The following is a 22,204-nucleotide window of genomic DNA, read 5'->3' as shown; positions in this document are numbered from 1 at the left end:
TTCAAAGGCGCGTCTGTGGGCGCGCCTTAATAGTTCGGCCCGGGACCGGGCCCAGACCGACGGGCAAGACCATGAAGATCAAGAATTCGCTCAAGGCGTTGAAGGCGCGTCACCGCGACAACCAGCTGGTTCGTCGCAAGGGCCGCGTCTACATCATCAACAAGACCGCTCCGCGCTACAAGGCGCGCCAGGGTTGAGTTTTTGACCGGAGGCTGCGTGCCTCCGTGCGCATGATACGCCTCTCACGCTAAATTCAGTTTGACGATCCGGCGTCGGGGGCTAGATTCCCGCGATGCGGATTCTTTTTGCATTTTTCACGGCTTTCTTCGTTTCCAGCGCTGTCTCGCTGCCGGCGTGGGCTGAAGATCCGACAGCAAATCGGCCGACAGCACCTCCGGTTGTGATGACGAAACAGGCGCGGCTCGATCAGCTGTTTGCCGATCTCAAGCGCGAACGCAACGAAAAGGCGGCCGAGCGCATCGCCGGGCGCATCGGCAGCGAGTGGTCCCAGTCGGGCAGTGCCTCGATCGACCTGATGATGCAATGGTCGCAAAAGGCGACTGAAAACCAGAAATTCGATGTTGCGCTCGATTTCCTCGATCAGGTGGTAACCCTGCAGCCGACCTATGCGGAAGGCTGGAACCGGCGCGCCACGGTTCATTTCATGATGAAGAACTACGGGAAGTCGATGTCGGACATCGACCGTACCCTGCAGCTCGAACCACGCCATTTCGGCGCGCTTTCCGGCCTGGCCCAGATCATGGCCGAAACCGGCCACAAGCAGTCGGCGCTCGAGGCCTGGCAGCGCGTTCTCGGCATCTATCCGATGATGCGCAGCGCCCAGGACCAGGTCGCCGCACTTTCCGAAGAGCTTGCCGGCGAAGGCATTTGAGACCAGTAAGGGAATAGGGGAGTAAGGCAGTATGTGAGTGGTGTAGATGCACTCCGGAACACATCCCCTACTCCCCTACTCCCCTATCGGCCCGATCTATGCCGCTTGCTTCCGTGACGAGTTTCTCCACAAGGGCGGCGGCCGGCATCTCCCGCAGCTTCGCAACGCCCTGCCCGGCCCAAATAGGCAAGAAGTCAGCCCGCTTGCTTTCATCCTTTGCCATTGAAAGCGGCATGACCAGACTCGCCTGTAGCGGAAACGCCAGCGCAGCATCTTCCTCACCAGCCATTTCCATCACAAACCGGTTGCGCACCACGCGCGCTGGGCGGCCAGTGAAGCAGCGAGTCACCGACGTGCTCTCGTCGTTGGCCGAGCGCAATGCTACGCGATAGACTGGCTGCACATTGGCTTCAGGACAGGCCAGGAAAGCCGTGCCGATCTGCACACCAGATGCACCAAGTGCAAAGCTGGCAGCAATGCCGCGACCGTCAAAGATACCGCCGGCAGCAATTACAGGCACCCGCACGGCATCAACAATCTGTGGTACGAGGGCCATAGTGCCGGCTGTGCCGATAGCAGGGTCGCCAGTGAATGTGCCGCGATGCCCACCCGCCTCGTATCCCTGCGCGATAATGGCGTCCACCCCTCCTGCCTCAAGCTGGCGCGCTTCCGAGACGGTGGTAGCCGAACACAGGACAATACAGCCGCCGGCTTTCAACTGCTGCACAATTGCGGTGTCGGGTAGGCCGAAGTGGAAGCTGACCACCTTCGGGCGAAGCTCGAGCACAATTTCGAGACGCTCACGATCGAAGGTGGGGAAGGGTTCGCCCGGCTCGGGCACCGGTCCGAGGCCGACCTCCTCATAGCAGCCGCGAAGGCGGTCTCGCATACTTTGAGCTGCCGCATCATCGCGTGCCGGCGCCGGGTGCGCAAAGAAGTTGACGTTGATCGGACGATTGGTGGCGTGCTGTGTCGCCGTGAGCTGCTCGCGGATAGCCGCCGCAGGCAGAATGCCGCATCCGAGCGAGCCAAGCGCCCCGGCATTGCTGACTGCCGCCGCGAGTTCCGGCGTGGTGATGCCGCTCATCGGCGCCTGGATTATCGGGTGTTCAATGCCGAGGAGTTCCAGAAGATCAGTGCGCATCCACATTGGATCACCCTCCTCTTTCTCCCAGGAGAGATTACCTTAACTGACTTCCAGCTCAAGTCGGATAGGGCCTTCGAACCGCTTCACGGCCGGCCACAGGCTGATGCAAGCTGGCGGAGTTCGGCGTCGATCCTAACCCGACTGCGGTCGATGCGCCGGGCTGGCGCCGTGTTTACGACGCGCCATGCAGCCGGCCCATCCGGCAGCCGCAGCCGACATTAGCGGCCGACTTCCGATCCGACATAGGCGATGCGCAGCATGTTGGTCGAGCCCGGCGTCCTCAGCGGCACGCCGGCCGTGATGATGACGCGGTCGCCGGGCTTGCCGAAGCCTTCGTCCAAAGCGATGCGGCAGGCGCGATCGACCATGTCGTCGAGGTCGATGGCATCGGGAGAAACGACGCAATGCGTGCCCCACAGCAGCGACAGCCGCCGCGCCGTGTTGAGGATCGGCGACAGCGCCACGATCGGCACTTGCGGCCGCTCGCGCGCGGCGCGCAAGCCGGTTGTGCCCGACGCGGTATAGGTGATGATCGCCGACAGCTTAAGCGTCTCGGCTATTTCGCGGGCGGCGAGCGAGATGGCGTCGGCTCCCGTCGCTTCCGGTTCCGAGCGCTGCGCGTTGATGATGCCGGCATAGGTCGGGTCGGTTTCGACCTTGGTGGCGATCCGGTTCATCATCGCCACCGCCTCGACCGGATAGGCGCCGGCGGCGGACTCCGCCGAAAGCATTATCGCGTCGGCGCCTTCAAACACGGCGATCGAAACGTCCGACACCTCGGCGCGTGTCGGCACCGGCGCGGTGATCATCGATTCCAGCATCTGCGTGGCGACCACCACCGGCTTGCCGGCACGGCGCGCGGCGCGAGTGATCTGCTTCTGGATGCCAGGCACGGCTTCGAGCGGCATCTCGACGCCGAGATCGCCGCGGGCAACCATCAGCGCATCCGAAAGTTCGATGATCTCGGCCAGCCGGGCGACGGCCTGCGGCTTTTCGATCTTGGCCATGATCAGCGCCCGGCCGCGTGCGATCTTGCGTGCTTCGGCCAGGTCCTCGGGCCGCTGCACGAAGGACAGTGCCACCCAGTCGACGCCGGTCGCCAGAACCGCGTCGAGATCCCGGCGGTCCTTTTCCGTCAGCGCTCCGACCGGCAGGTCGGTGTCGGGCAGGCTGACGCCCTTCTTGTCGGAAATGATCGTGCCGGCGACGACGGTGCAGACGATCGCCTTGCCGTTGCTGCTGACCGCCTTGAGCTCGAGCTTGCCGTCGTCGATCAGCAGGCGATGACCAGCCTCGACCGAACGCAGGATTTCGGGATGCGGCAGGTAGACCCTCGTCGAATTGCCGGGCTCGGGATTGTCGTCGAGCGTGAAGGTCTGACCGACGGTCAGCACCTCTTTGCCGTTGGCGAACTTGCCGACGCGCAGCTTTGGCCCTTGCAGGTCGGCGAGAACGCCGATCGGCCGGCCGACCGCCTCCTCGACGGCACGAATACGGCCGACGAGCGTACGCATCAATTCATGATCGGTATGGCTCATATTGATGCGGAACACGTCGGCGCCGGCTTCGAACAGCTTCTTCAGCATCTCCTCGGACGAGGAGGCCGGACCGATGGTGGCGAGGATCTTGACCTTGCGGCTGCGTCTCATTGACTGTTTGTTCCCGGGGCGGCTGGAGCGCCATCCGTTGCGGGCTCGTCAGTCAGCTGGACCATCCAGCTTGCCTGCTCGCCCGTGTCATATTCCTGGAATCCGGCGCGCTGAAAGCCTCGGGCGACGCAATCGGTAACGCCGGCGATCTTGAACTCTTTTTCGGCCACGCACATGTTGATCGGGCCATCCCAGCGTCCGCCGCGCTCGGCGTCTTCTGCATAAAGATAGTAAAACCTTGATGACAACGGTCCCTCGATCAGCGTCTTGCAGCTCGATCCTTCGATGTGCCACCAGCCTTCGGTGATCCAGCCGGCTTTGGCGCGATAGCCGATGCCGACGCCGACCAGGTTCTGCGTGGCATTGCAGACGCGGAAATCGGCGCGTGCCGGCGAGGCCGAAATCACCACAAAAAGGCCCATGGCCGGTATCAGGAGCGGCATGGCCAAGGCATGGCGCACACGCAGCCTGCCGGCGAAACCCATCCTGAAACCCCTCAAGAACCACATTTGCATCTCTCAACGCCCCTTTTCGGAAAAGTCCGTACGCATGTCAACGCGCCGATCTATCCAATTCCAATCGATTTAGAAGGCTCTGACGCGCTTGCGGTCGCCCCTGCTCAGTTTTTTGGCAGAAACCGTGGCCAAACAACGGCATTGCGCAAGCGTTCTCTTCGTGGAATGACGATACCACCCTCCCCTGAAGCCAGCGAACAGACCTTTCCCGCCAATGACCCGATCCACAGTTTTCGCGCCTTTCGACATCGTCGAAGGCGACCGCAAGCGCGGCATGGTGCTTTTGGCCGATCACGCCCGCCGCGACCTGCCGGAGGAGTATGGCAGCCTCGGCCTGCCCGCGGCGGAGTTCGACCGCCACATCGCCTACGACATCGGCGTCGAGACTGTAACCCGCGAACTCGCAAGTCTGCTCGGCGTTCCGGCGGTGCTTGCCAATTTTTCGCGACTGCTGATCGACCCCAATCGCGGCGAGGACGATCCAACGCTGATTCGCCAGCTCTATGACGGCACCGTCATCCCGGGAAATTATCCCATGGCGCCGGAGGAACGCGAAAGACGGCTGGATCGCTTTTACCGCCCCTATCATGACGCCGTCGGCGCCATGATCGCCTCGGTGGCGCAAGCGTCGGCGCAGGCGCCCTTCATTTTTTCGGTGCATTCCTTCACACCGACCATGCAGGGCTTCGTGCGGCCGTGGCATGTCGGCATATTATGGGATCTCGACGATCGCGTTGCGCGGCCGCTGATCGACATGCTCGCCGAGGACAAGAGCCTCGTCGTCGGCGACAACGAACCCTATGACGGCGCACTGCGCGGCGATACCATGTTCAGGCACGCTATCGTCAACGGCTTTGCCCATGCGCTTATCGAGATCCGCCAGGACCTGATCGCCGACCGGAAGGGTGCGCTCGCCTGGGCCGAACGGCTGGCGCCGATCGTTGACGCGATAGATCGACGTGCCGATATACATGCAGTGAAAATATTCGGCTCGCGCACCGGGCCGGCATGATGGAGGCCAAGGAGGCCAACAAGCCATGACCGAGCTCAGCGACGTACAAAAGCGCGATTTCGAAGCCGCTGCCTTCCGCCGGCTGGTCGCGCATCTGCGCGAGCGTTCCGACGTGCAGAACATCGACCTGATGAACCTCGCCGGCTTCTGCCGCAACTGCCTGTCCAACTGGTACCGCGATGCGGCGCAAGCCGAGGGTGTCGAACTCAGCAAGGACCAGTCGCGCGAGATCATCTACGGCATGGCCTATGCCGAGTGGCAGGCACTGAACCAGATCGAGGCCTCCGATGCCAAGAAGGCCGAGTTCGAGGCAAGACGCCCCAGGGACCACTAGAGCAATTCCAGGAAAAGTGTGAACGGTTTTCCGTCCGGAATTGCGTCAAGACAAAAGGATGGAACGGTTCGGCGTTTCCGTGAAACGATGAACCGTTCCAGGGTCACAATCCATCGCACTGAACGACCTTCACGAATGGTTTTTGCCCCAAATGGGAGGACTGCCGTGCCTAAGATCGACGTCGCCGACGTACCCGGACGCAAGGGCTCATCCTATCCACCTCCGTTCGATGCACCCTGTGCCGAACGCGTGCGGCAGCGGCTGGGCAACGCCGGCGGGCTCACCGACTTCGGCATCAATCTCATGCGCCTGCCGCCGGGCAACTGGTCGAGCCAGCGCCACTGGCATTCGCACGAAGACGAGTTCGTCTACGTGCTCGAAGGCGAGCTGACGCTCGTCGAAGATGCCGGCGAGACGGTGCTGCGCGCGGGTGATTGCGCGGCCTTTCCGAAAGGCTCCGGCAACGGCCATCACATGATCAACAAATCGGGCGCAGTTGCGATCTATCTCGAAGTTGGTTCGCGTTGGCCCGCCGACGTAACCACCTGCTCCGACATCGACATGATGAGCACCAACGCCGACGGCCGGTTTGTGCACAAGGATGGCGCGCCTTATCCCGAGCCGTAGAGATTTTGGAGTGGACCACCGAGGTGGTTGGCCGATACGAGAGGACGTAGCGTCCACCGGCGCCTTGTGGCGCCGTCTGGTCCAAGCACTTTCGGCGAAGAGCGCTTGACTGTGAATTGAATCGATCTAATTTGCCGCGCAAAGCCATTTCCGGACCGGATTCTACCCGATGGACGCGCAGAAAATCACGCAAATCGCGATTCGTGGACGCTGGGCCGTGGCCGGCATCTTCCTCGCCAACGGCTTCCTGACCGGCAGCTGGGCGCCGCAGATCCCGGTGTTCCTGACCCGGCTGGACATCAGCAAATTCACGCTCGGCCTGCTGATCCTGTTGTTCGGCGCCGGCGCCGTCACCGCCATGACCTGGTGCGGCCATCTGATCTCGAAGCATGGCTCGCGCACCGTGCTGCGCTGGTTCGGACTTGCCGGCAGCTTCGGTCTTTTGATGGTGGCTCTGGCCCCCAATGTGCCCCTGGCGGCCATCGCCATGTTCATCTTCGGCGGTTCGATCGGCGGCATGGACGTCGCCATGAATGCCAATGCGGTGGCGGTGGAACGGCGGCTGTCCCGCGCCATCATGTCGTCCTCGCACGGTTTCTGGAGCCTTGGCGGTTTCGCAGGCGGCGCTTTGGGCGGTTTCGCCATCCAGAACTATGGTCATCTCGCGCATGCGGCGATGGTGACGGCGCTTGCCTTTGCTGTCATCGCGGTAGCGATCCGCTACCTGATCGCCGAGGACAAGCATCCGGTCGCCGAGCATCACAAATTCGCCCTGCCGGCAAACCCGCTTGTCTATCTGGTCGGGCTGATGGCGCTGCTGACGATGATCTCCGAAGGCGCGGTGCTCGACTGGGCAGCGCTGTATCTCAGGCAGGAGCTCGGCGCCGATCTTGCTATCGCAGGCCTGGCCTATGCCGCCTTTTCCGGCGTCATGGCCGTCATGCGCTTTCTCGGCGATGGCGTCCGCAACCGTTTCGGTGCCGTTACGACGCTGCGCGCGTCGGCGCTTGCTGCTGCAGCCGGCATGCTGGTGGCCGGGCTGGCTCCCTCGCCGTGGCTGGCCATTGCCGCCTTTGCCTTTTGCGGCCTGGGTATTGCCAATATGGTGCCGATCATCTTTTCGGCCGGCGGCAACCAGGAGCGCATGGCGCCCGGCACCGGCATGAGCGTCGTCACCACAATGGGTTACTCAGGCATCCTGGTGGCGCCTTCGGCGATCGGCTTCATCGCCGAACACTCGAGCTTCGGCCCGATCTTCGTCGCTCTGTCCGGGTTGCTGATAGTCGTGCTGTTGATGGCCGGGCTCGCTCACCGCGCCGAATTTGCTGCCGAGCCTGCACCGGCTGAATAGCGCTTGAACTGTTCGTAGAGGAAATCCGCGACGCGGCGGATGCGGACGCTGGTACGCACGTCGCGGTGCATGGCCAGCCACACCGGCAGCGTCGGCAGCGGGAGGTCCGGCAGCACGATTTCCACCAGTGCATCGCGCTCGGCCAGCGGCTGCTGGCCAAAGCCGATGCCGTTTCCCGCCCGCAGTGCCTCCCACAAAACTATGTGGTTGTCGGTCCTGAAGCGGAAGGCATTGCGGTTGAGCGGAACCCCGAATTGAGCGAAGCCGCGAATGATTTCATCGCTGCGATCGAAGCCGACCAGATCGTGCTCGGCAAGATCGCGGGCCTCGCGCGGACGGCCACGCCGGTCGAGATAGGATTTTGCCGCGCAGGCGCGGAGCGGAATGTCGGTCACCTTGCGCGCGACCAGTTCATTCTGCGCCGGCTTGACCATGCGGATGGCAATGTCGGCGTCGCGACGCAGCAGATTCTCGACCTGGTTCGAAGCGACGATCTCAACCTCGATGCCGGGTTCCTCGACGGCAAGCCGCGCCGTCATCTCGGGTAGCACATAGGCCGCCACCGCCTCGCTGGCGGCAATGCGCACCGTGCCCTCGATCGCTTCGACCGATCCCAGGGCCAGCAGCGAAAATGCGCTCGCCTGCTCGCTCACCGCGCGGCCCCGTTCAAAAAGCGTGCTGCCCGCTTCCGTGAGCGCATAGCCGCGCCGCCCGCGCCGGAACAAGGTGACGCCGAGCGCCTGCTCCAGCTCGGCGATGTGGCGGCCGAGTGTCGGCTGGCTTGCGGCAAGCTTTCGCGCGGCGGCCGACAGGCTCCCGGTCTCCGCCACCGTGACGAAACTCTTGATCAGGTTCCAGTCTATATCCATTCAAAATTGAATATCAGACCACCAGCTTTCGTCAATTTCCATTCGTTTGCGAGGAGATCATATTGGGTCATACGCAAACATGGAGACAAACAATGACCAAGATGGCAATTCTCGGCGCCAATGGCCGGCTCGGCCGCACGGTGGCCAAGGCCTTCATCGATGCTAGCTACCACGTCCGCGCTGTCACCCGCAGCGGCAAGGTGCCGGCGGAGCTCGAAGGCGCCACGGCGATCGCCGGCGATGCGCTCGACCGCGAGGCGCTGATCCGCGCCACCGACGGCATTGATATCATTTTCAACGGCCTGAGCCCGCTCTACACCGACTGGAGCAAGTGCCTGCCGATGGCGGAGAACGTCATGGCCGCCTGCCGGGCGAACGGCGCGCTGCATCTCTTCCCGGGCACCGTTTACAACTACGGCTCGCCGATACCGGCGGTGATCACCGAAGACACGCCGTTTCACCCGACGACGGAAAAGGGCCGCATCCGCGTCGCCATGGAAGACCTGTTTCGCCGCGAGGCCGACGCGGGTCGGGTGCGCACCATCCTGCTGCGCGCCGGTGACTTCTTCGGCGGCACCGGCAGCGGATCGTGGTTCGATCTGGTTGTTGCCGCCAAGATGACCAAGGGCGTCTATACCGCCCCAGGGCCGGTCGATCTCGTGCATGAATGGGCCTATCTGCCCGACCTGGCCAAGGCTTTCGTCGGACTGGCCGACAATCTCGACAAGCTCGGCTCCTACGAGGCGCTGAACTTTCCCGGCCATGCGGTGACCGATCTCGAGATCAAGGCGGCCGCTGAGAAGGCGCTCGGGCGCACGTTGAAACTGACGTCGATGCCGTGGTGGGTGCTGCGTGCCGGCAGCCCGTTTGTGGCGATGTGGCGCGAGATCGTTTCGATGTCCTATCTCCGCTTCGAGCCGCACCGGCTGGTTTCAGGCGGGCTTGAAGGCATTATCGGTGCGATCCCCCACACGCCGCTGGAAAATGCAGTGTCGGAAGCGCTTGAAGACATCGGTATCGCCACGGTGAAGGCAGCGCAGAAGCAATCTGAAAAAAGGCGGATGGCCTGACGGTCATCCGCCGCTTGTCGGGGACCAATGATTGCGGTCAGATCCGGCCCATCAACAGCAGCACCAGGACAACGATCAGGATGACGCCGACGATGCCGGATGGTCCGTAACCCCAGGACCGCGAATGCGGCCACGCCGGAACCGCGCCAATCAGGATAAGAATAAGGATAATGATGAGAATGGTGCTTATCGTCATCAGAAAATCCTCGCTTTGAGGTTGCAATGACGGAACAATGCAGAAGGCCGCCCATTGTTCCCGGGCGGCCTTTGCTTGATCAGGACGGCGATTCAGCCTCTATTCGGCGGCCTTCGGGAAGGCGATCGCCGGTTCGGCGCCCAGATCGGCCTCCAGGCCTTCCGAGGAGATCTCGGCCTTGCCGCGCCCGAACAGGCGACTGAACCAGCCCCGACGCGCACTGGGTTTTACTTTGGCGCGGGTGAACACCATCAGCATTGACGGCGTCACCACCAGCGTCAGCACGGTGGCGAAGGACAGGCCGAAGACGATCGCCGACGACAGCGAGATCCACCATTGCGTCGACGGCGCGTTGATCGTCGTCTCGTGATGGAAGATTTCGAGGCCGAGGCCGAAAGCGATCGGCAGCACGCCGAGGATCGCCGACACCGCCGTCAGCACCACCGGGCGGGCACGTTCGCGGCAGGTCTGCAGAACGGCTTCGTATTTGTCCCAGCCCTCTTCGCGCAACCGGTCATAGGTGTCGATCAGCACGATGTTGTTGTTCACCACCACGCCGGCCAGCGCGATGACACCGATGCCCGACATGACGATGCCGAATGCCTCTCCCGTCAGCAGCAGCCCTAGGAACACGCCGATCGTCGCCATGACCACGCAGGACAGCACCAGCCAGACGCTGGTGAACTTGTTGAACTGCGCCAGAAGCACAATGAAGATCAGGAAGATCGCGGCACCGAAGGCTTTGCTGAGGAAGGCCCCGGCCTCCGCGCTGTCCTCATTGGAACCGGCAAGCTTCCAGCGAATGCCGCTGCCGAGGTTCATGTCGGCGACAGCTTTGGTGACCTCCTGCTGGACGGCAGCCACCTGGGCGCCGGCAGCGACGTTGGCCTGGACGACCACCGTTCGCGCGCCGTCGATGCGATTGAGGATACCGACCGTCGGCTCCGGCTTGCGTACGACGAAGTTCGAGATCGGCACCGAGCCTTGCGCGGTCTGAACCCTGAGTTCGTCGAGCGTCGACAGCGTGCGCCGATCCTCGGGCAGGCGCAGTCTGATGTCGACGGCATCGTCGGCGCCGGCGGGGCGGTACTCGCTGAGCTTCAGCCCGTTGGTCACCAGTTGGACCACCGTTCCGACCGCGGTCGGGCTGATGCCGTACTGCGCCGCCTTGGCGCGATCGACCTCGAGCGCCCAATCGACGCCGGGCGGCGCCAGGCCATCGGAAATATCGATGACGCCGGGCACCTTGGCAATGCGCGCGGCGACGGCGCGGGCCTTGTCGTCAAGACCCTTCGGATCGACGGCCGAAAGCCTGATCTGGATCGGCTTGCCGGTAGGCGGGCCGGCTTCCGGCACGCGAACCTCGACGTCGACACCGGGAATGCCGGCCATCACGCCGCGCAGTTCGTCGAGGATTGAGTTCGCCGATTTGCGCTCGCGCCAGTCGACGAATTCGTACTGGATCACGCCGACCACGTCTTCCGGAACGTCCTGGCCGCCGCCCTGCGTCTTGCCGACACGGGTATAGACAGACTTCACGCCCGGCCAGCCGAGCAGCCGATTTTCCGCCGTCTTGGTGGCCGCGTCCATTTCGGCAAGCGAAAGATTGCCGCGGGCGTGGACATAGAGCAGGCCGTAGTCAGGCTCGACATTCGGGAAGAATTCGACGCCGGCGCCGAATTTCGAATAGGCGTAGCCCACGCCAAACAACAGCGCGACGGTAAGGACAAGCACGGTGATGGGATAATGCACCGCCTGCTTGACCACGGCCATGTACCAGCCGTCGCGATTGTCGTCGGGGTGATGAGCCGGCGCCTTGGCAAATATGGCGCCCAGCGTCGGCGCGAAGACCAGCGCATAGAGCATCGAGGCCGAGAGCGTCACGATCAACGTGATCGGCATGTATTTCATGAAATCGCCGATGATGCCCGGCCAGAACAACAGCGGCGAGAAGGCGGCAATGCGCGTCATCGTCGCGGCGATGACCGGGCCGGCCATGCGCTTGGCCGCAAGCGCGAACGCCTGTTCCTTCGGCATGCCCTCGCTCATGCGTCGCTCGGCGAATTCGGTGACGATGATAGCGTCGTCGACCAGCATGCCGACCGCCAGGATGAGGCTGAACAGCACGATCATGTTGATCGTGTAGCCCATCATCGCCAGCAACAGGATGCCGATCAGGAAGGATGAGGGGATGGCCAATCCGATCAGTAGCGAGGCACGGCCAGACAGCGCGTAGAGAATGACGATGAACACCAGGATGACGGCGATCATCACGTGGTTCTGAAGGTCGCCGAGCAACTGGTTCACGAAGACGGACTTGTCTTGCGTGTAGGTGACGTGCATGCCCTCCGGCATCGTCTTGATGAAGGCGTCGGACACCTCCCTGACCTTGCCAATCGTATCGATCAGGTTGGAGCCGATGCGCTTCTTCACCTCGATGGCAATCGCCGGCTTGCCGTCCAGGCGGGTAACCGTCTCGGCGTCCTTGAAGGTCGAGCGGATGGTGGCGATATCCTTGGCCTGCACCACCGCGTTGGGGCCGGCGACGACCGGAAGCGCCGCCACATCTTCTGGTGTCTCGATAAGCGAGGGCACCTTGACTGCGTATTTGCCCTCGGATCCTTCGATGTTGCCGGCGGCGACAAGACTGTTGGAAGCGCCGACCGCACCGATCAACTGGTCGAGCTGCAGCCCGTAGGACGAAAGTTTCATCGGATCGATGACCACTTCGACGAGGTCGTCGCGCGCACCCTGCAATGAGCCCTCGAGCACGCCAGGCACTTCCTCGATGCGGTCGCGCAGCTCGCGCGCCGCCGCCGTCAGCACGCGCTCGGGCACCTCGCCCGACAGCGTCACGACCAGGACGGGGAACTCGGAGATGTTGACCTCGGAGACCACGGGCTCCTCAGCCGCTTGCGGCAGGTCGGCCTTGCCGTCCTGCACCTTGCTGCGCGTGTCCTGCAGCGCAGTGGCGAGATCCGTCTGTGGCTGGAATTCGACCAGCACATAACCGCCGCCCTGGAAGGCGGCCGAGCGCATCTCCTTGAGGCCCTTCAGGCTCTTCAGCTTGGCTTCCATCGGCCGCAGCAGGAGGCGTTCGGAGTCTTCCGGCGAGATGCCCTGATAGATCAGGCTGACATACATCATCGGAATCGGAACGTCGGGTTCCGCTTCCTTCGGCGTCGACTGGTAGGCGACCGCACCGGCAAGGATGAGAAAGACCAGGACCGCAATGGTCAGCCGGGCATTGCTGATTGCAAGTTTGACGATGTCCATGATTACTGCGTCCCGGTCGTCGCTTCGCCCAACAGCTTTTGAATGGTCGCCTGGTCGGCCTCGACCGGCTTGACCACTTCGCCTTCCTTCACCAGCTCCTGGCCAGCGACGATGATGCGGGCGTCGGCCGGAATGCCGCCGAGCACCAGGCCGGTCGGCGTGTCGTCGACCAGGTCGATCGGGAAGAACACGACCTTGTCATCCTTGTCGACGGCGCGGATGCCGAGGTCGCCCTTGTCGCCGAGCGTCACCACCGATCGCGGCAGCATCACGGCGTCGGTCGGCTGGGCGCTGAGCGCAATTTCTGCCGTCATGCCGGCCGGTACGGACCCATCGGCATTGGGGATAGCGACTTCAACCCGGAAGGTACGGGTTGCCGAAGATGCATCCCGGCTGATGTAGCGCACCGTACCCTTGACGGTCTGACCACTGACCAGGCGCACATTGGCTTCGTCACCGATCTTCAGATAGCCGAGATCGCGCTCGCTGACTTCGCCGCGGGCGATCACCGGATCGAGCTTCAGAATGGTCGCCACCTCGCCGCCCTGCATGACGGAACTGCCAAGCTCCACCGGCACCCGGTCGATGACACCGTCGAAGGGCGCCTTCACCTCGTTGCGGTCGAGTTCGGCTTGCGCGGCGTCCAGTTGCGACTTGGCCAGCGTCAGGTTGGAACGGGCCGTATCGAGCTGCAGCGTCGGCAGATTGCCGGTTTTCATCAACCGCAGGGCCGCAGCCAGCTCGGCCTCACGTTGCACGACAAGCTGCTTGGCGTTGTCGACCGCCGAGATTTTTTCCTCGGCGGCAAGCATCAGGATCAGGTCGCCGGTCTTGACGTGCTGACCCTGCTTGACCGGCAGCTTGTCGATGACGCCGGCGACGCGTGTCGCCAGGACCGCGCGCTTGTCGGCTTCGGTCAGTCCGGAAATGCGGATAGCGCGCGCATAGATGCGCCGCGGCGGGGTTATGATCGCGACCGTCCGCAAGGCCGCTTTGGGCTGTTCTGCCTCGGCAGTCCCCGGCTTGGCAGCCCCCTGTTCGCCAGTTTGGGGCTTGCCTGAGTCGGCGGCCTTGGGCTGCTCGACCTCTCCTGCCTTGGGCTTGTTGTCGGCGGACGCGCTGCCGACGGACGAGAATTCGCCTGTCGCCATCCAGCCGGCGAACCCGATGAGCACAACAATGGCTGCAAGCTTGTGAAACCTGAATTTCGGCATCGTCATTTTTTCCAGTGCGCGGGGTTCGGCCAGGCCGCATCTTCTACTTGGGGCGCGTCGCCGATATGGGTGCGCGCGAGGCCGTATTCAAATTGCCGTGATCGGCGAAGCGCGCTTCTACCTTAAAGTTGCGTCGCAATATAGTCAGAAAAGTTGATGGATTGTTGCTTTGTCCGCAAAGATGCGGCTGCAGCATCGGCTGTTGATCGCCAAAACAGCGGTATGGCAGCAAGTGTCAGGATGATTGGACAGATTGCGATGTCATCTGCTTTGCGGGGGAGCCAGAACAATTCCAGGAAAAGTGTGAAACGGTTTTCCGTCCGGAATTGCGTCAAAAAAGATAGAGCGGTTCGGCGTTTCCGTGAAACGGTAAATCGTTCTAGGCCGGACGGCGGGCGGCCTCGGGCTGCTTGCGCGCCGCAAGAAACTCCTTGACCCGCCGGCCCGGCGCCGGCCCGCGCACCGGCTTCAAGCCGTCGTCGAGCTCGCCGGACAGATCGATCGTCGGCCGCTTGCCGACGGCGTCGTAATTTTCTTCCAGCCAATCACTGGCTGCGGTGCGGCCGAGGTCACGCAGATAGGCAAGGAACGCCCATTCGGCATTGACCTTGGACGATGCCGACAGATCCTTGAACGCTTCGTCGGCATCGATGCGGTGCATGCGGATGTCGCGATATTCGCCGTGCGGCAATCGGCCGGCGGCGATCAGTTCCTTGACGAAGGCGATCGAGCGGAATTCGCGCAACAGCCCGGCATTGAAGGTGATCTCGTCGATGCGGTTCTGGATCTCATTGGCGCTCTTCGGCGTCCCTTCGCGGACCACCGGATTGATCTGCACCAAAAGCACGTCCTCAGTGGCCGCCGTCTTGAAGAACGGGAACAGTGCCGGGTTGCCGCCATAGCCGCCATCCCAATAGGGCACGCCCTTGATCTCGACGGCGCGGAACAATTGCGGCAGGCAGGCCGACGCCATTACCGTGTCGAGGTCGATCTCGCCGTCCGAGAAGACACGCAACTGGCCGGTCTCGACATTGGTCGCGGAAATGAACAGTTCCATCGACTTGCAGGCGCGCACATTGTCGAAATCGATCTCACGTTCGACCACATCGCGCAGCGGATTGATGGCGAGCGGATTGGCGACATAGGGCGAAAATACCCGCGACATCGTATCGAACAGGAAATAGCCGGGCGTGTTCTCGATCGACCAATTGCCCCAGGCGACGTCCCACGGCATGCGCTGCACTGGGCTGAAGCGGCCCTTTGCCGCCACCGCACGCCAGAAATCATCAAGTTTCCGCCGTGCGCCCTCGACGCCGCCGCGAACGAAGCCGTCGGCCAGCGCGACGGCATTCATGGCGCCGGCGCTGGTGCCCGAAACCGCCGTTATATCGAGGCGCCCGTCCTCGAGCAGCCGATCGAGCACGCCCCAGGAAAACGCCCCGTGCGAACCCCCGCCTTGCAGCGCGATGTTGATCTTCTTTGGCTCCTCCGCCTTGCCGTTTTTCGGCATGGCGTGACCCTTGACCGCTGGACGGCTCACTGAGCGGTCCAGCCGCCATCGACAGAGATGTGCGTGCCGTTGATCTGCGCTGCCGCATCCGAGCACAGGAACACTGCCGCCGCCGCAACCTGCTCGACGGTGACGAACTCCTTGGTCGGCTGCTTTTCGAGCATGACCTCGCGGACCACAGTCTCGCGGTCCATCTTGTTCGCCTTCATCTGGTCGGGGATCTGCGCCTCGACCAGCGGCGTCAGCACATAGCCGGGACAAATGGCATTGCAGGTGATCTTGTCGCGCGCCAGTTCCAGGGCGACCGTCTTGATCAGGCCCATAATGCCGTGCTTGGCCGAGACATAGGCCGACTTGAACGGCGAGGCCACCAGCCCATGGGCCGAGGCGACGTTGACGATCCGGCCGCCACCGGCCTGTTTCATCAACGGGATGGCGGCGGCGATGGTGTGGAAGGCCGATGACAGGTTGATGGCGATGATCGCATCCCACTTCTCGATCGGGAAGCTTTCCACCGGCGCGACATGCTGGATGCCGGCATTGTTGACCAGGATGTCGACCGAGCCGAATGTCTCGGCTGCCTTCATGACCAGAGCCCGGCACTCGGCCGGCTTCGACATGTCAGCCTTGACATAGGCGGTCTGGACCTTGTGGTGTTTCGCAATTGCGTCGGCGATGGCGTGGTCGTCGGCGGTGTCGGAAAAGGAATTGACGACGATGTTGCAGCCTTCGGCCGCGAGCGCGTGGGCAATGGCCAGGCCGATGCCCGAGGTGGAACCGGTGACGATGGCGGTTTTTCTGGCGGTCAAGGCGGCTTATTCCTTTCGAGGCGGGCTCCCGCGGAACCATGCTGCACTGCAGCATATAGGCTCTCTGCCACCCAAGAACAGCGGATGTGTGGAGCAATGACATAAAATTTTTGTCATGAGGACCTCTCTCACCTTGACGAGAGAGTGTCTGGCACCGGCTGTAGCGGGGCCGGTTTCCGCAAAGCATGCGGGGGAAAATCCTTAGGCGACGAGGTCCGGCACCGGCCCGATATAGCGCGACTGCGGCCGGATCAGCCGTCCGCTCGTCTGCTGCTCGCGGGCGTGGGCGATCCAGCCGGCGACGCGCCCGGCAGCAAAGACATTGGTGAACGCCTCTTTCGGAAAGCCCGCGGCCTCCAGCAGAAGTGCTGTGAAGAACTCGACATTGGTCTGGAGCGAGCGCGACGGCTTGGCGATGCGAAGCACTTCAAGCGCCGCTTGCTCCACGCTTTCGGCAAACGCCAGCCGGTGGCCGGCTTCGCCCTCGGCGCCGAGTTGCCGCACCACCGCTTTCAGCACGTCGGCACGCGGATCGCGCACACGGTAGATGCGATGCCCGAAGCCCATGATGCGGCGGCCGCGCGCGATCTCGTCGCGCAGCCAGATGGCGGCGTCGCCATGCGCCTCTATCGCATCCAGCATCTCGATCACCGGACCTGGCGCGCCGCCATGCAGCGGCCCCTTGAGCGCTCCGAGTCCGGCCAGCACCGCCGAAGTAAGCCCCGCCTGCGTCGAGGCGACCACGCGCGTGGCGAAGGTCGATGCGTTGAGGCCATGGTCGCAAACCGTCACAAGATATATCGAGCGCTTTCGCCAACTTCGGCGAGGCCGCCATGCCGGTCAGCATCCGCAGCATGTCGGCGGCATGATCGGCCTTGCGATCAGGCGCAATTGGGCTTTCGCCGCGCTGCAAGCGCAGCAAGGCCGGCGTCAGCACGGCAGGTGCCGCAACCAGCCTGAGCGCGTCCGGCAATTTGTCGCCGTCCGGCAGTAGGGCAATGCCGGCGCGCATCGCGCTGTAAATATCGAGGGATGCGAGAAACGGCAGCAAGGGTTCGATCCGCTCGAACACTTCACTGCGCGCCCGGCCGATCGCTTTCGCCAGCTCCTTTTCGCCGGGAAGATCGTCGAAAGAGCCGTCGAACAGCAGCCGAACCACGTCGGCGTATTTCCAGCGGCCTGCCAGTTCCGGCAACGAATGGCCCCGGATGGTCAGGCGGCCGCCAAGACCGTCGACATCGGAGAGCACCGTTTCTGCCGCCACCACATCATCGAGCCCATTCGCCATTGGTTTTCTCCTTGACCCTTTCCGGGTCGTAGATAAGGGTTGGCGGCTGGACCATCAATCTTGATCAACCGAATCAACGTGCCAGGTTTACATGACTGAGTGGCTGACGCGGGACGAAGCCCTGGAGCGCCTCAAGGTGCGCGCCCAGACGCTCTATGCCTATGTCAGCCGCGGACGCATCGGCATGCGGCCGGATCGGGCCGACCCACGCCGCAGCCAGTATCGCGCCGACGACATCGCGGCGCTGGCGAGCCGCCGGGCGCGCGGCCGAAATCCCCAGGCAATCGCCGAAAGTGCAATTGCCTGGGGTGAGCCGGCGATCGCCACCACGATCTCGACCGTTTTGCACGGCCGCCTCGTCTATCGTGGCCAGGATGCGGTTGCACTCTGCGAGACTGCCACGCTGGAGCAGACGGCAAACCTGCTTTGGGCATCTGACGCACCAGTGTCGTTCGTGTCGGCGAGCCGCCATGGCAACGGCGCAACTGGCCGGCCGGCTGCCTTCGCGGAATTGGCCGCGTTGGCGGCCAAGGGCCGGCCTTCGCTCGGCCGCAGGGCGGCTTCGCTCAACCACGATGCGGCCGGCGCCATCGCCGCTCTGGCCCAGGCGCTCGGCGCGGTTCGCGGAATCGGTGCCGTGCACGAACGACTGGCGCAGGGCTGGTCCCTCGATGCAGCCGGCGCAGACTTGATTCGCACGCTTCATTTCGATGGCCATAGGGTCATGCAGTGAAGTGGAGACGTGGATTTCGTATGCGTTCGACCTCGAGTATATCACACAGGTGCAACGCGACGACTGGTTGCAATCCTATGCCCGCATCTACGGAATGCTGGTCAATCTCAGAGAGAAGCTGAGGTGATCTCTTTCCTCAATTCCTCAACTCTTCAATTCTTCAATTCCCTCTTTTTCATGTTTTGGCCGCATTTCCGCCTACGGTCCGCGCTCATTGTCGCCCTTGAGTAGCCCTCGGCAGAACGGTTGTGGACGGCAGCCGAAACCAAATTTTAACCGTGTTTCTTGAGCGCCGGTTAACCCAAACGTGGTTACTGGACGATCAATGAAATCACTCGAATTGCGAAGGAGAGGCGGCATGGGCCGTATCGCAGCACTTACCACAAACCCGGTCATGATCGCGCTGGTCGCGATGCTCGCGATCACCGGTTGCGCCTCGAAGAAGACGCCAAACAGCGCCGCCGATCTCGGCCTCAACGGCGCTGGTGCGGCAACGCCCGGGTCAGCCCAGGACTTTACCGTCAACATCGGCGACCGCATCTTCTTCGACACCGATTCGTCGTCGATCCGCGCCGATGCGCAGACGACGCTGGCGCGCCAGGCACAGTGGCTGAACCAGTACAAGCAGTATGCCATCGTCATCGAAGGCCATGCCGACGAGCGCGGCACGCGCGAATACAATCTGGCGCTCGGCGCCCGCCGTGCTGCCGCCACCCGCGACTTCCTGGTCGCCAAGGGCGTTTCGGCGCAGCGCCTGAAGACCATTTCCTATGGCAAGGAGCGTCCGGTCGCGGTTTGCGACGACATCTCCTGCTGGTCGCAGAACCGCCGCGCCGTAACCACCCTGGGCGGCGCCGGCTCCTGATCGGCATAAATGCAACACTTGGTGCGAAAGGCGGCCAAAGGGCCGCCTTTTTCATATCTGCCCGCTCCAAACAAAATTTGGCCGAAGTCTCACGTCCTGTTAAGAGCCGAGAGCGTCTGGCTAGTCCCAGTTGGCTGGTCTACTTCGAGTGAGAGGCGCGCAACAACGGTTTCACGGCGAGAGGCACATGCATTTCAGATCGGTCTTGAGCGGCACGCTTGCGCTGCTGCTCGTATCAAGTATCGCGGCACTTGCTGACGGGGCAAGCGGCACCGAGCAGTCATCGGAAAGCGGCTTTTCCTTCCATCTGCCGACGATCAAACTGCCCGGCATTTTCGGTGAAAAGAAAAAGCCGGATCAGGTTCAACTCGCGCAACAGGATGGCACCGGCACTCCGGCGCTGGAGGAACAGCTCCGGCAGATGAACGGCAAGATCGAGGAACTCAACTTCCAGGTCCTGCAGATGCAGGAGCAGATCCGCAAGCAGCAGGAAGACAACGAATTCCGCTTCCAGCAGTTGGAAGGCGGTCCGCAAGGCGCGCAGCAGCCGGCCGAGCAGAAGAAGTCCGAGGCGGCGCCCAACAGCGACAACCCCAACGGCGACAGTAACGTGGCGGAGGCGCCTGCAACGCAGGCTCCGGCCGCTGCCGACACGCCGCCAGCCGGCGACAAGAGCGTCGAGGACGTCATCGTCGAATCGCCCAACGGCGATCCCGGCAAGCTGATCCCCGGCGCGCCGCCCAAGACGTTCGGCACCATCACCGTCGACAAAAACGGCAATGTCGTCGAAGCCGATGGCAATGCGCAGGCGAACGCGCCGGAGCAGAATACGGCCCCAGCCAACGGCGCCAACGCAGCCGGCAACAAGGCCGGCAAATCCGACGATACGGTGGTCGCGGCACTCCCCTCGACCAACGACCCGGAGGAGCTTTACCGCAACTCTTACCAGTTCATCCTGTCGGGCGACTACAGCACCGCCGAACAGGGCTTCCGCGACCATATCGCTCGGTTTCCCCGGGACGCCAAAGCGGCGGACGCGCATTACTGGCTCGGTGAATCGCTGCTCGGCCAGCAGAAATACCGCGATGCGGCCGAGACTTTCCTCGCAGCCAGCAAGGACTATCCCAAGGCCAAGAAAGCGCCAGACATGCTGCTGAAGCTCGGCGTCTCACTGGTCGGGCTGAAGCAGCGCGACGTGGCCTGTGCCACCTTCAGCGAGATCGGCAAGCGCTACCCCGATATTTCCGGCGCGCTCAAGGAGCGGGTCAAGCAGGAAAGGGCACTCGCGGCGTGCTAGTTTTTCTGTTGCACGTCGTTGCCCCAAAACCGGGCCCACTTTTGGGCGACATGCATGACGCTCGACACCGAGCCTGATCTTTCGGATTTTTCGCGGATCGACTTTTCCAACGGCGCTGTTGTGGCCGTGTCCGGCGGCAGCGACTCGACCGCCCTTCTCCTCCTCCTCAAAGCCCATCTCGACCGTACCGCACCGGCAACGAAATTGCTGGCGGTGACGATCGATCACCAATTGCGGCCGCAAGCGGCAGCGGAAGCGCAAGCCGTGGCCAGGCTGTGCGCGGCGCGCGGCATTGCCCATCGCATCGTCGTCTGGTCGGGGCACAAACCAGCGACCGGCCTGCCCGCCGCCGCGCGCGAAGCCCGATACCGGCTGCTCGCCGAGGCCGCCGAAGCGGCAGGCGTCGGGCTGATCCTGACCGGCCACACCGCCGACGACCAGGCCGAGACCGTGCTGATGCGGCAAGCGCGTGACGAGGTGCCAAGTGAGGAGAGGCCGCGGGGCCTTGCCGGCATGGCGCCGGCAACCCTCTACGACTGGCGGTACTGGATCGTGCGGCCGCTGCTCGGCGTGCGGCGTGCGGCGCTGCGCGAATTCCTCCGGCGCGAACAGGTCGCTTGGGTCGAGGACCCGACCAATGCCGACACTGCTTTCGAGCGCCCGCGCGTCCGCGCAGCACTTGTTGAAGGCGACGATGCGCTTCGCATGGCTGAAACGATGGCGCTGGCCAGAAAGGCGGCGGTCGAGCGTGAGCAGTTAGGACAGCGCGCGGCCATGCTGATCCGCGGCTTGGCCTCCAGGCCGGCCGCCGGCCTCGTCCGCCTCGATCAGGATTTTGCGACGGTCGCCGACCGCCGGGCGGCTATTTATGCGCTGCGCATCCTGCTGGCGGCGACCGGCGGTACCGCCTTCCTTCCCGACCAGGCCCGCGGCGAAGCCCTTTTCGGCCGGCTCCGGGCCGGGCCGCTTTGTGCCACATTGTCGCGGAGCGTGGTCGATGCCCGGCGTACCGGCATCTTTCTGCATCGTGAGTTGCGCGATCTGCCGCCCGCTGTTGCGGTTTCCGACAATGCCCTTTGGGACGGCCGCAGACGGATCACATTGAGCGACAGTTCAGGTGCATTGTTGATCGCGCCGCTGTTGGTTGCCCCGCTCGGGGTGGCTCTTGCCGCAAAGCGGGCAATTGCCGGGCATGGCACGCCGGCAAGCCTTGTGCGTGCCGCCTTGGCCGCCGAACCAGCGCTATGGCGGGATGGCGAATGCCTTGGTCTGCCTGGGCAAGGCCCGGGTTTGCCTGAGGAAAGCCCGATGCCGGCGGCGGTCGCCGCATATCCGGCAGTCGCGCCCTTCGCCCGTTTCCTGCCGTCCTTCGATCTGGCGCCGGCCGATGCCGTCGCCGCGTTGCTTGGCGCGGCGCCGGTTCCAGCCGCGCCATTCGGCGGCCACAGTGCCGGCCTACCACGGGCGAAAGCTTAACCGAGACCTGCTGTTATGCTTGGCAAGGGGAGACGCTCTCCCTATGTTAGGGCCAAGTTTCCTCTCACGACGTG

Annotated in this window: 21 protein-coding genes and 1 pseudogene; 12 read left to right on the top strand and 10 right to left on the bottom strand. The window is 63.3% G+C overall.

The annotated features are described in order from the left end of the window. Window positions 1–71: 71 nt before the first annotated feature. Window positions 72–197 (top strand): type B 50S ribosomal protein L36, encoded by a 126-nt coding sequence (gene ykgO / locus NKI22_RS02430; RefSeq protein WP_006327841.1) that lies wholly within the window; start codon window positions 72–74, stop codon window positions 195–197. A 95-nt stretch (window positions 198–292) separates the two neighbouring features. Beyond that, the gene (locus tag NKI22_RS02425) at window positions 293–892 is read left to right on the top strand and encodes a tetratricopeptide repeat protein (RefSeq protein WP_023720995.1); all 600 of its coding nucleotides are present in this window, start codon (window positions 293–295) and stop codon (window positions 890–892) included. Between the two features lie 67 nt (window positions 893–959). Here the strand turns inward: NKI22_RS02425 and NKI22_RS02420 are convergent, their stop codons facing one another. The 3 genes from NKI22_RS02420 to NKI22_RS02410 all read right to left on the bottom strand — a co-directional run bounded on the left by NKI22_RS02420 (window position 960) and on the right by NKI22_RS02410 (window position 4,131). After that, window positions 960–2,042, bottom strand: a complete 1,083-nt coding sequence (locus NKI22_RS02420) for an NAD(P)H-dependent flavin oxidoreductase (RefSeq protein ID WP_352494179.1) — start codon at window positions 2,040–2,042, stop codon at window positions 960–962. Between the two features lie 215 nt (window positions 2,043–2,257). Further along, window positions 2,258–3,688, bottom strand: a complete 1,431-nt coding sequence (gene pyk / locus NKI22_RS02415; RefSeq protein WP_352494178.1) for a pyruvate kinase — start codon at window positions 3,686–3,688, stop codon at window positions 2,258–2,260. Then, window positions 3,685–4,131: a DUF1036 domain-containing protein gene (locus tag NKI22_RS02410; protein WP_245278666.1), complete on the bottom strand. Its 447-nt coding sequence runs from the start codon at window positions 4,129–4,131 to the stop codon at window positions 3,685–3,687. The genes pyk and NKI22_RS02410 overlap by 4 nt, the downstream gene beginning before the upstream one ends. A gap of 286 nt (window positions 4,132–4,417) precedes the next feature. Here NKI22_RS02410 and NKI22_RS02405 point away from each other — a divergent pair, with 286 nt between their 5' ends. From NKI22_RS02405 to NKI22_RS02390, 4 genes are all read left to right on the top strand, one after another. Further along, on the top strand, window positions 4,418–5,215 hold the full coding sequence (locus NKI22_RS02405) for an N-formylglutamate amidohydrolase (RefSeq protein WP_023720999.1): 798 nt from the start codon (window positions 4,418–4,420) through the stop codon (window positions 5,213–5,215). Between the two features lie 25 nt (window positions 5,216–5,240). Further along, entirely contained in the window at window positions 5,241–5,549 is a 309-nt protein-coding gene (locus NKI22_RS02400; RefSeq protein ID WP_023721000.1) for a DUF1244 domain-containing protein, read from the top strand. A 165-nt stretch (window positions 5,550–5,714) separates the two neighbouring features. After that, a complete protein-coding gene (locus tag NKI22_RS02395) occupies window positions 5,715–6,176 on the top strand; it encodes a cupin domain-containing protein (RefSeq protein WP_352480892.1) in 462 nt (153 codons plus the stop codon). A 169-nt stretch (window positions 6,177–6,345) separates the two neighbouring features. Beyond that, complete coding sequence (locus tag NKI22_RS02390) at window positions 6,346–7,527, top strand: MFS transporter (protein WP_352588280.1); 1,182 nt, start codon at window positions 6,346–6,348, stop codon at window positions 7,525–7,527. Here NKI22_RS02390 and NKI22_RS02385 read toward each other — a convergent pair. Beyond that, entirely contained in the window at window positions 7,485–8,396 is a 912-nt protein-coding gene (locus NKI22_RS02385) for a LysR family transcriptional regulator (RefSeq protein ID WP_352815072.1), read from the bottom strand. The genes NKI22_RS02390 and NKI22_RS02385 overlap by 43 nt on opposite strands. Window positions 8,397–8,488: 92 nt before the next feature. On the opposite strand from NKI22_RS02385, the gene NKI22_RS02380 reads away from it, so the two are divergent. Next, a complete protein-coding gene (locus NKI22_RS02380; protein WP_352850099.1) occupies window positions 8,489–9,466 on the top strand; it encodes an SDR family oxidoreductase in 978 nt (325 codons plus the stop codon). Between the two features lie 37 nt (window positions 9,467–9,503). Here NKI22_RS02380 and NKI22_RS02375 read toward each other — a convergent pair whose 3' ends face one another. From NKI22_RS02375 to NKI22_RS02350, 6 genes and pseudogenes are all read right to left on the bottom strand, one after another. Continuing rightward, entirely contained in the window at window positions 9,504–9,662 is a 159-nt protein-coding gene (locus tag NKI22_RS02375) for a DUF3309 family protein (protein ID WP_023678456.1), read from the bottom strand. A 99-nt stretch (window positions 9,663–9,761) separates the two neighbouring features. Further along, complete coding sequence (locus tag NKI22_RS02370; RefSeq protein ID WP_352588277.1) at window positions 9,762–12,938, bottom strand: efflux RND transporter permease subunit; 3,177 nt, start codon at window positions 12,936–12,938, stop codon at window positions 9,762–9,764. Between the two features lie 2 nt (window positions 12,939–12,940). Further along, entirely contained in the window at window positions 12,941–14,152 is a 1,212-nt protein-coding gene (locus NKI22_RS02365) for an efflux RND transporter periplasmic adaptor subunit (protein WP_023721006.1), read from the bottom strand. A 379-nt stretch (window positions 14,153–14,531) separates the two neighbouring features. Continuing rightward, a complete protein-coding gene (locus tag NKI22_RS02360; RefSeq protein WP_023721007.1) occupies window positions 14,532–15,662 on the bottom strand; it encodes a patatin-like phospholipase family protein in 1,131 nt (376 codons plus the stop codon). Between the two features lie 26 nt (window positions 15,663–15,688). After that, window positions 15,689–16,471, bottom strand: coding sequence for a 3-hydroxybutyrate dehydrogenase (locus NKI22_RS02355; RefSeq protein ID WP_352815068.1), 783 nt, complete (start codon window positions 16,469–16,471; stop codon window positions 15,689–15,691). Window positions 16,472–16,672: 201 nt separating this feature from the next. Beyond that, a pseudogene (locus tag NKI22_RS02350) lies at window positions 16,673–17,759 on the bottom strand (citrate synthase/methylcitrate synthase). A 91-nt stretch (window positions 17,760–17,850) separates the two neighbouring features. Between NKI22_RS02350 and NKI22_RS02345 the strand changes: the two are divergent. The 5 genes from NKI22_RS02345 to tilS all read left to right on the top strand — a co-directional run bounded on the left by NKI22_RS02345 (window position 17,851) and on the right by tilS (window position 22,130). After that, the gene (locus tag NKI22_RS02345) at window positions 17,851–18,492 is read left to right on the top strand and encodes a hypothetical protein (protein ID WP_352815066.1); all 642 of its coding nucleotides are present in this window, start codon (window positions 17,851–17,853) and stop codon (window positions 18,490–18,492) included. After that, a complete protein-coding gene (locus NKI22_RS02340; protein WP_352815064.1) occupies window positions 18,470–18,619 on the top strand; it encodes a four helix bundle protein in 150 nt (49 codons plus the stop codon). The genes NKI22_RS02345 and NKI22_RS02340 overlap by 23 nt, the downstream gene beginning before the upstream one ends. Before the next feature lie 231 nt (window positions 18,620–18,850). Beyond that, complete coding sequence (pal, locus tag NKI22_RS02335) at window positions 18,851–19,357, top strand: peptidoglycan-associated lipoprotein Pal (RefSeq protein ID WP_352480915.1); 507 nt, start codon at window positions 18,851–18,853, stop codon at window positions 19,355–19,357. A gap of 187 nt (window positions 19,358–19,544) precedes the next feature. Then, window positions 19,545–20,654: a tol-pal system protein YbgF gene (gene ybgF / locus NKI22_RS02330; RefSeq protein ID WP_023719604.1), complete on the top strand. Its 1,110-nt coding sequence runs from the start codon at window positions 19,545–19,547 to the stop codon at window positions 20,652–20,654. Between the two features lie 54 nt (window positions 20,655–20,708). Continuing rightward, window positions 20,709–22,130: a tRNA lysidine(34) synthetase TilS gene (gene tilS / locus NKI22_RS02325; protein ID WP_352494162.1), complete on the top strand. Its 1,422-nt coding sequence runs from the start codon at window positions 20,709–20,711 to the stop codon at window positions 22,128–22,130. The last annotated feature ends 74 nt before the right edge of the window (window positions 22,131–22,204 follow it).

The sequence above is a fragment of the Mesorhizobium sp. M0778 genome (assembly GCF_040320105.1).
GTDB lineage: Bacteria > Pseudomonadota > Alphaproteobacteria > Rhizobiales > Rhizobiaceae > Mesorhizobium.
Note: the sequence above shows the minus strand (reverse complement) of the source record. Positions and strands in the feature narration are given on the sequence as shown.

What these genes read in the sequence shown, in the direction of transcription:
- NKI22_RS02385 (WP_352815072.1), bottom strand. Translation starts at nt 8,396, where the DNA reads ATGGATATAGACTGGAACCTGATCAAGAGTTTCGTCACGGTGGCGGAG.
- NKI22_RS02340 (WP_352815064.1), top strand. Translation starts at nt 18,470, where the DNA reads ATGGCCATAGGGTCATGCAGTGAAGTGGAGACGTGGATTTCGTATGCG.
- NKI22_RS02425 (WP_023720995.1), top strand. Translation starts at nt 293, where the DNA reads ATGCGGATTCTTTTTGCATTTTTCACGGCTTTCTTCGTTTCCAGCGCT.
- ybgF (WP_023719604.1), top strand. Translation starts at nt 19,545, where the DNA reads ATGCATTTCAGATCGGTCTTGAGCGGCACGCTTGCGCTGCTGCTCGTA.
- NKI22_RS02410 (WP_245278666.1), bottom strand. Translation starts at nt 4,131, where the DNA reads ATGCCGCTCCTGATACCGGCCATGGGCCTTTTTGTGGTGATTTCGGCC.
- NKI22_RS02370 (WP_352588277.1), bottom strand. Translation starts at nt 12,938, where the DNA reads ATGGACATCGTCAAACTTGCAATCAGCAATGCCCGGCTGACCATTGCG.
- NKI22_RS02365 (WP_023721006.1), bottom strand. Translation starts at nt 14,152, where the DNA reads ATGCCGAAATTCAGGTTTCACAAGCTTGCAGCCATTGTTGTGCTCATC.
- NKI22_RS02420 (WP_352494179.1), bottom strand. Translation starts at nt 2,042, where the DNA reads ATGTGGATGCGCACTGATCTTCTGGAACTCCTCGGCATTGAACACCCG.
- NKI22_RS02390 (WP_352588280.1), top strand. Translation starts at nt 6,346, where the DNA reads ATGGACGCGCAGAAAATCACGCAAATCGCGATTCGTGGACGCTGGGCC.
- NKI22_RS02375 (WP_023678456.1), bottom strand. Translation starts at nt 9,662, where the DNA reads ATGACGATAAGCACCATTCTCATCATTATCCTTATTCTTATCCTGATT.
- tilS (WP_352494162.1), top strand. Translation starts at nt 20,709, where the DNA reads ATGACGCTCGACACCGAGCCTGATCTTTCGGATTTTTCGCGGATCGAC.
- NKI22_RS02400 (WP_023721000.1), top strand. Translation starts at nt 5,241, where the DNA reads ATGACCGAGCTCAGCGACGTACAAAAGCGCGATTTCGAAGCCGCTGCC.
- NKI22_RS02380 (WP_352850099.1), top strand. Translation starts at nt 8,489, where the DNA reads ATGACCAAGATGGCAATTCTCGGCGCCAATGGCCGGCTCGGCCGCACG.
- NKI22_RS02405 (WP_023720999.1), top strand. Translation starts at nt 4,418, where the DNA reads ATGACCCGATCCACAGTTTTCGCGCCTTTCGACATCGTCGAAGGCGAC.
- NKI22_RS02345 (WP_352815066.1), top strand. Translation starts at nt 17,851, where the DNA reads ATGACTGAGTGGCTGACGCGGGACGAAGCCCTGGAGCGCCTCAAGGTG.
- pyk (WP_352494178.1), bottom strand. Translation starts at nt 3,688, where the DNA reads ATGAGACGCAGCCGCAAGGTCAAGATCCTCGCCACCATCGGTCCGGCC.
- pal (WP_352480915.1), top strand. Translation starts at nt 18,851, where the DNA reads ATGGGCCGTATCGCAGCACTTACCACAAACCCGGTCATGATCGCGCTG.
- NKI22_RS02360 (WP_023721007.1), bottom strand. Translation starts at nt 15,662, where the DNA reads ATGCCGAAAAACGGCAAGGCGGAGGAGCCAAAGAAGATCAACATCGCG.
- ykgO (WP_006327841.1), top strand. Translation starts at nt 72, where the DNA reads ATGAAGATCAAGAATTCGCTCAAGGCGTTGAAGGCGCGTCACCGCGAC.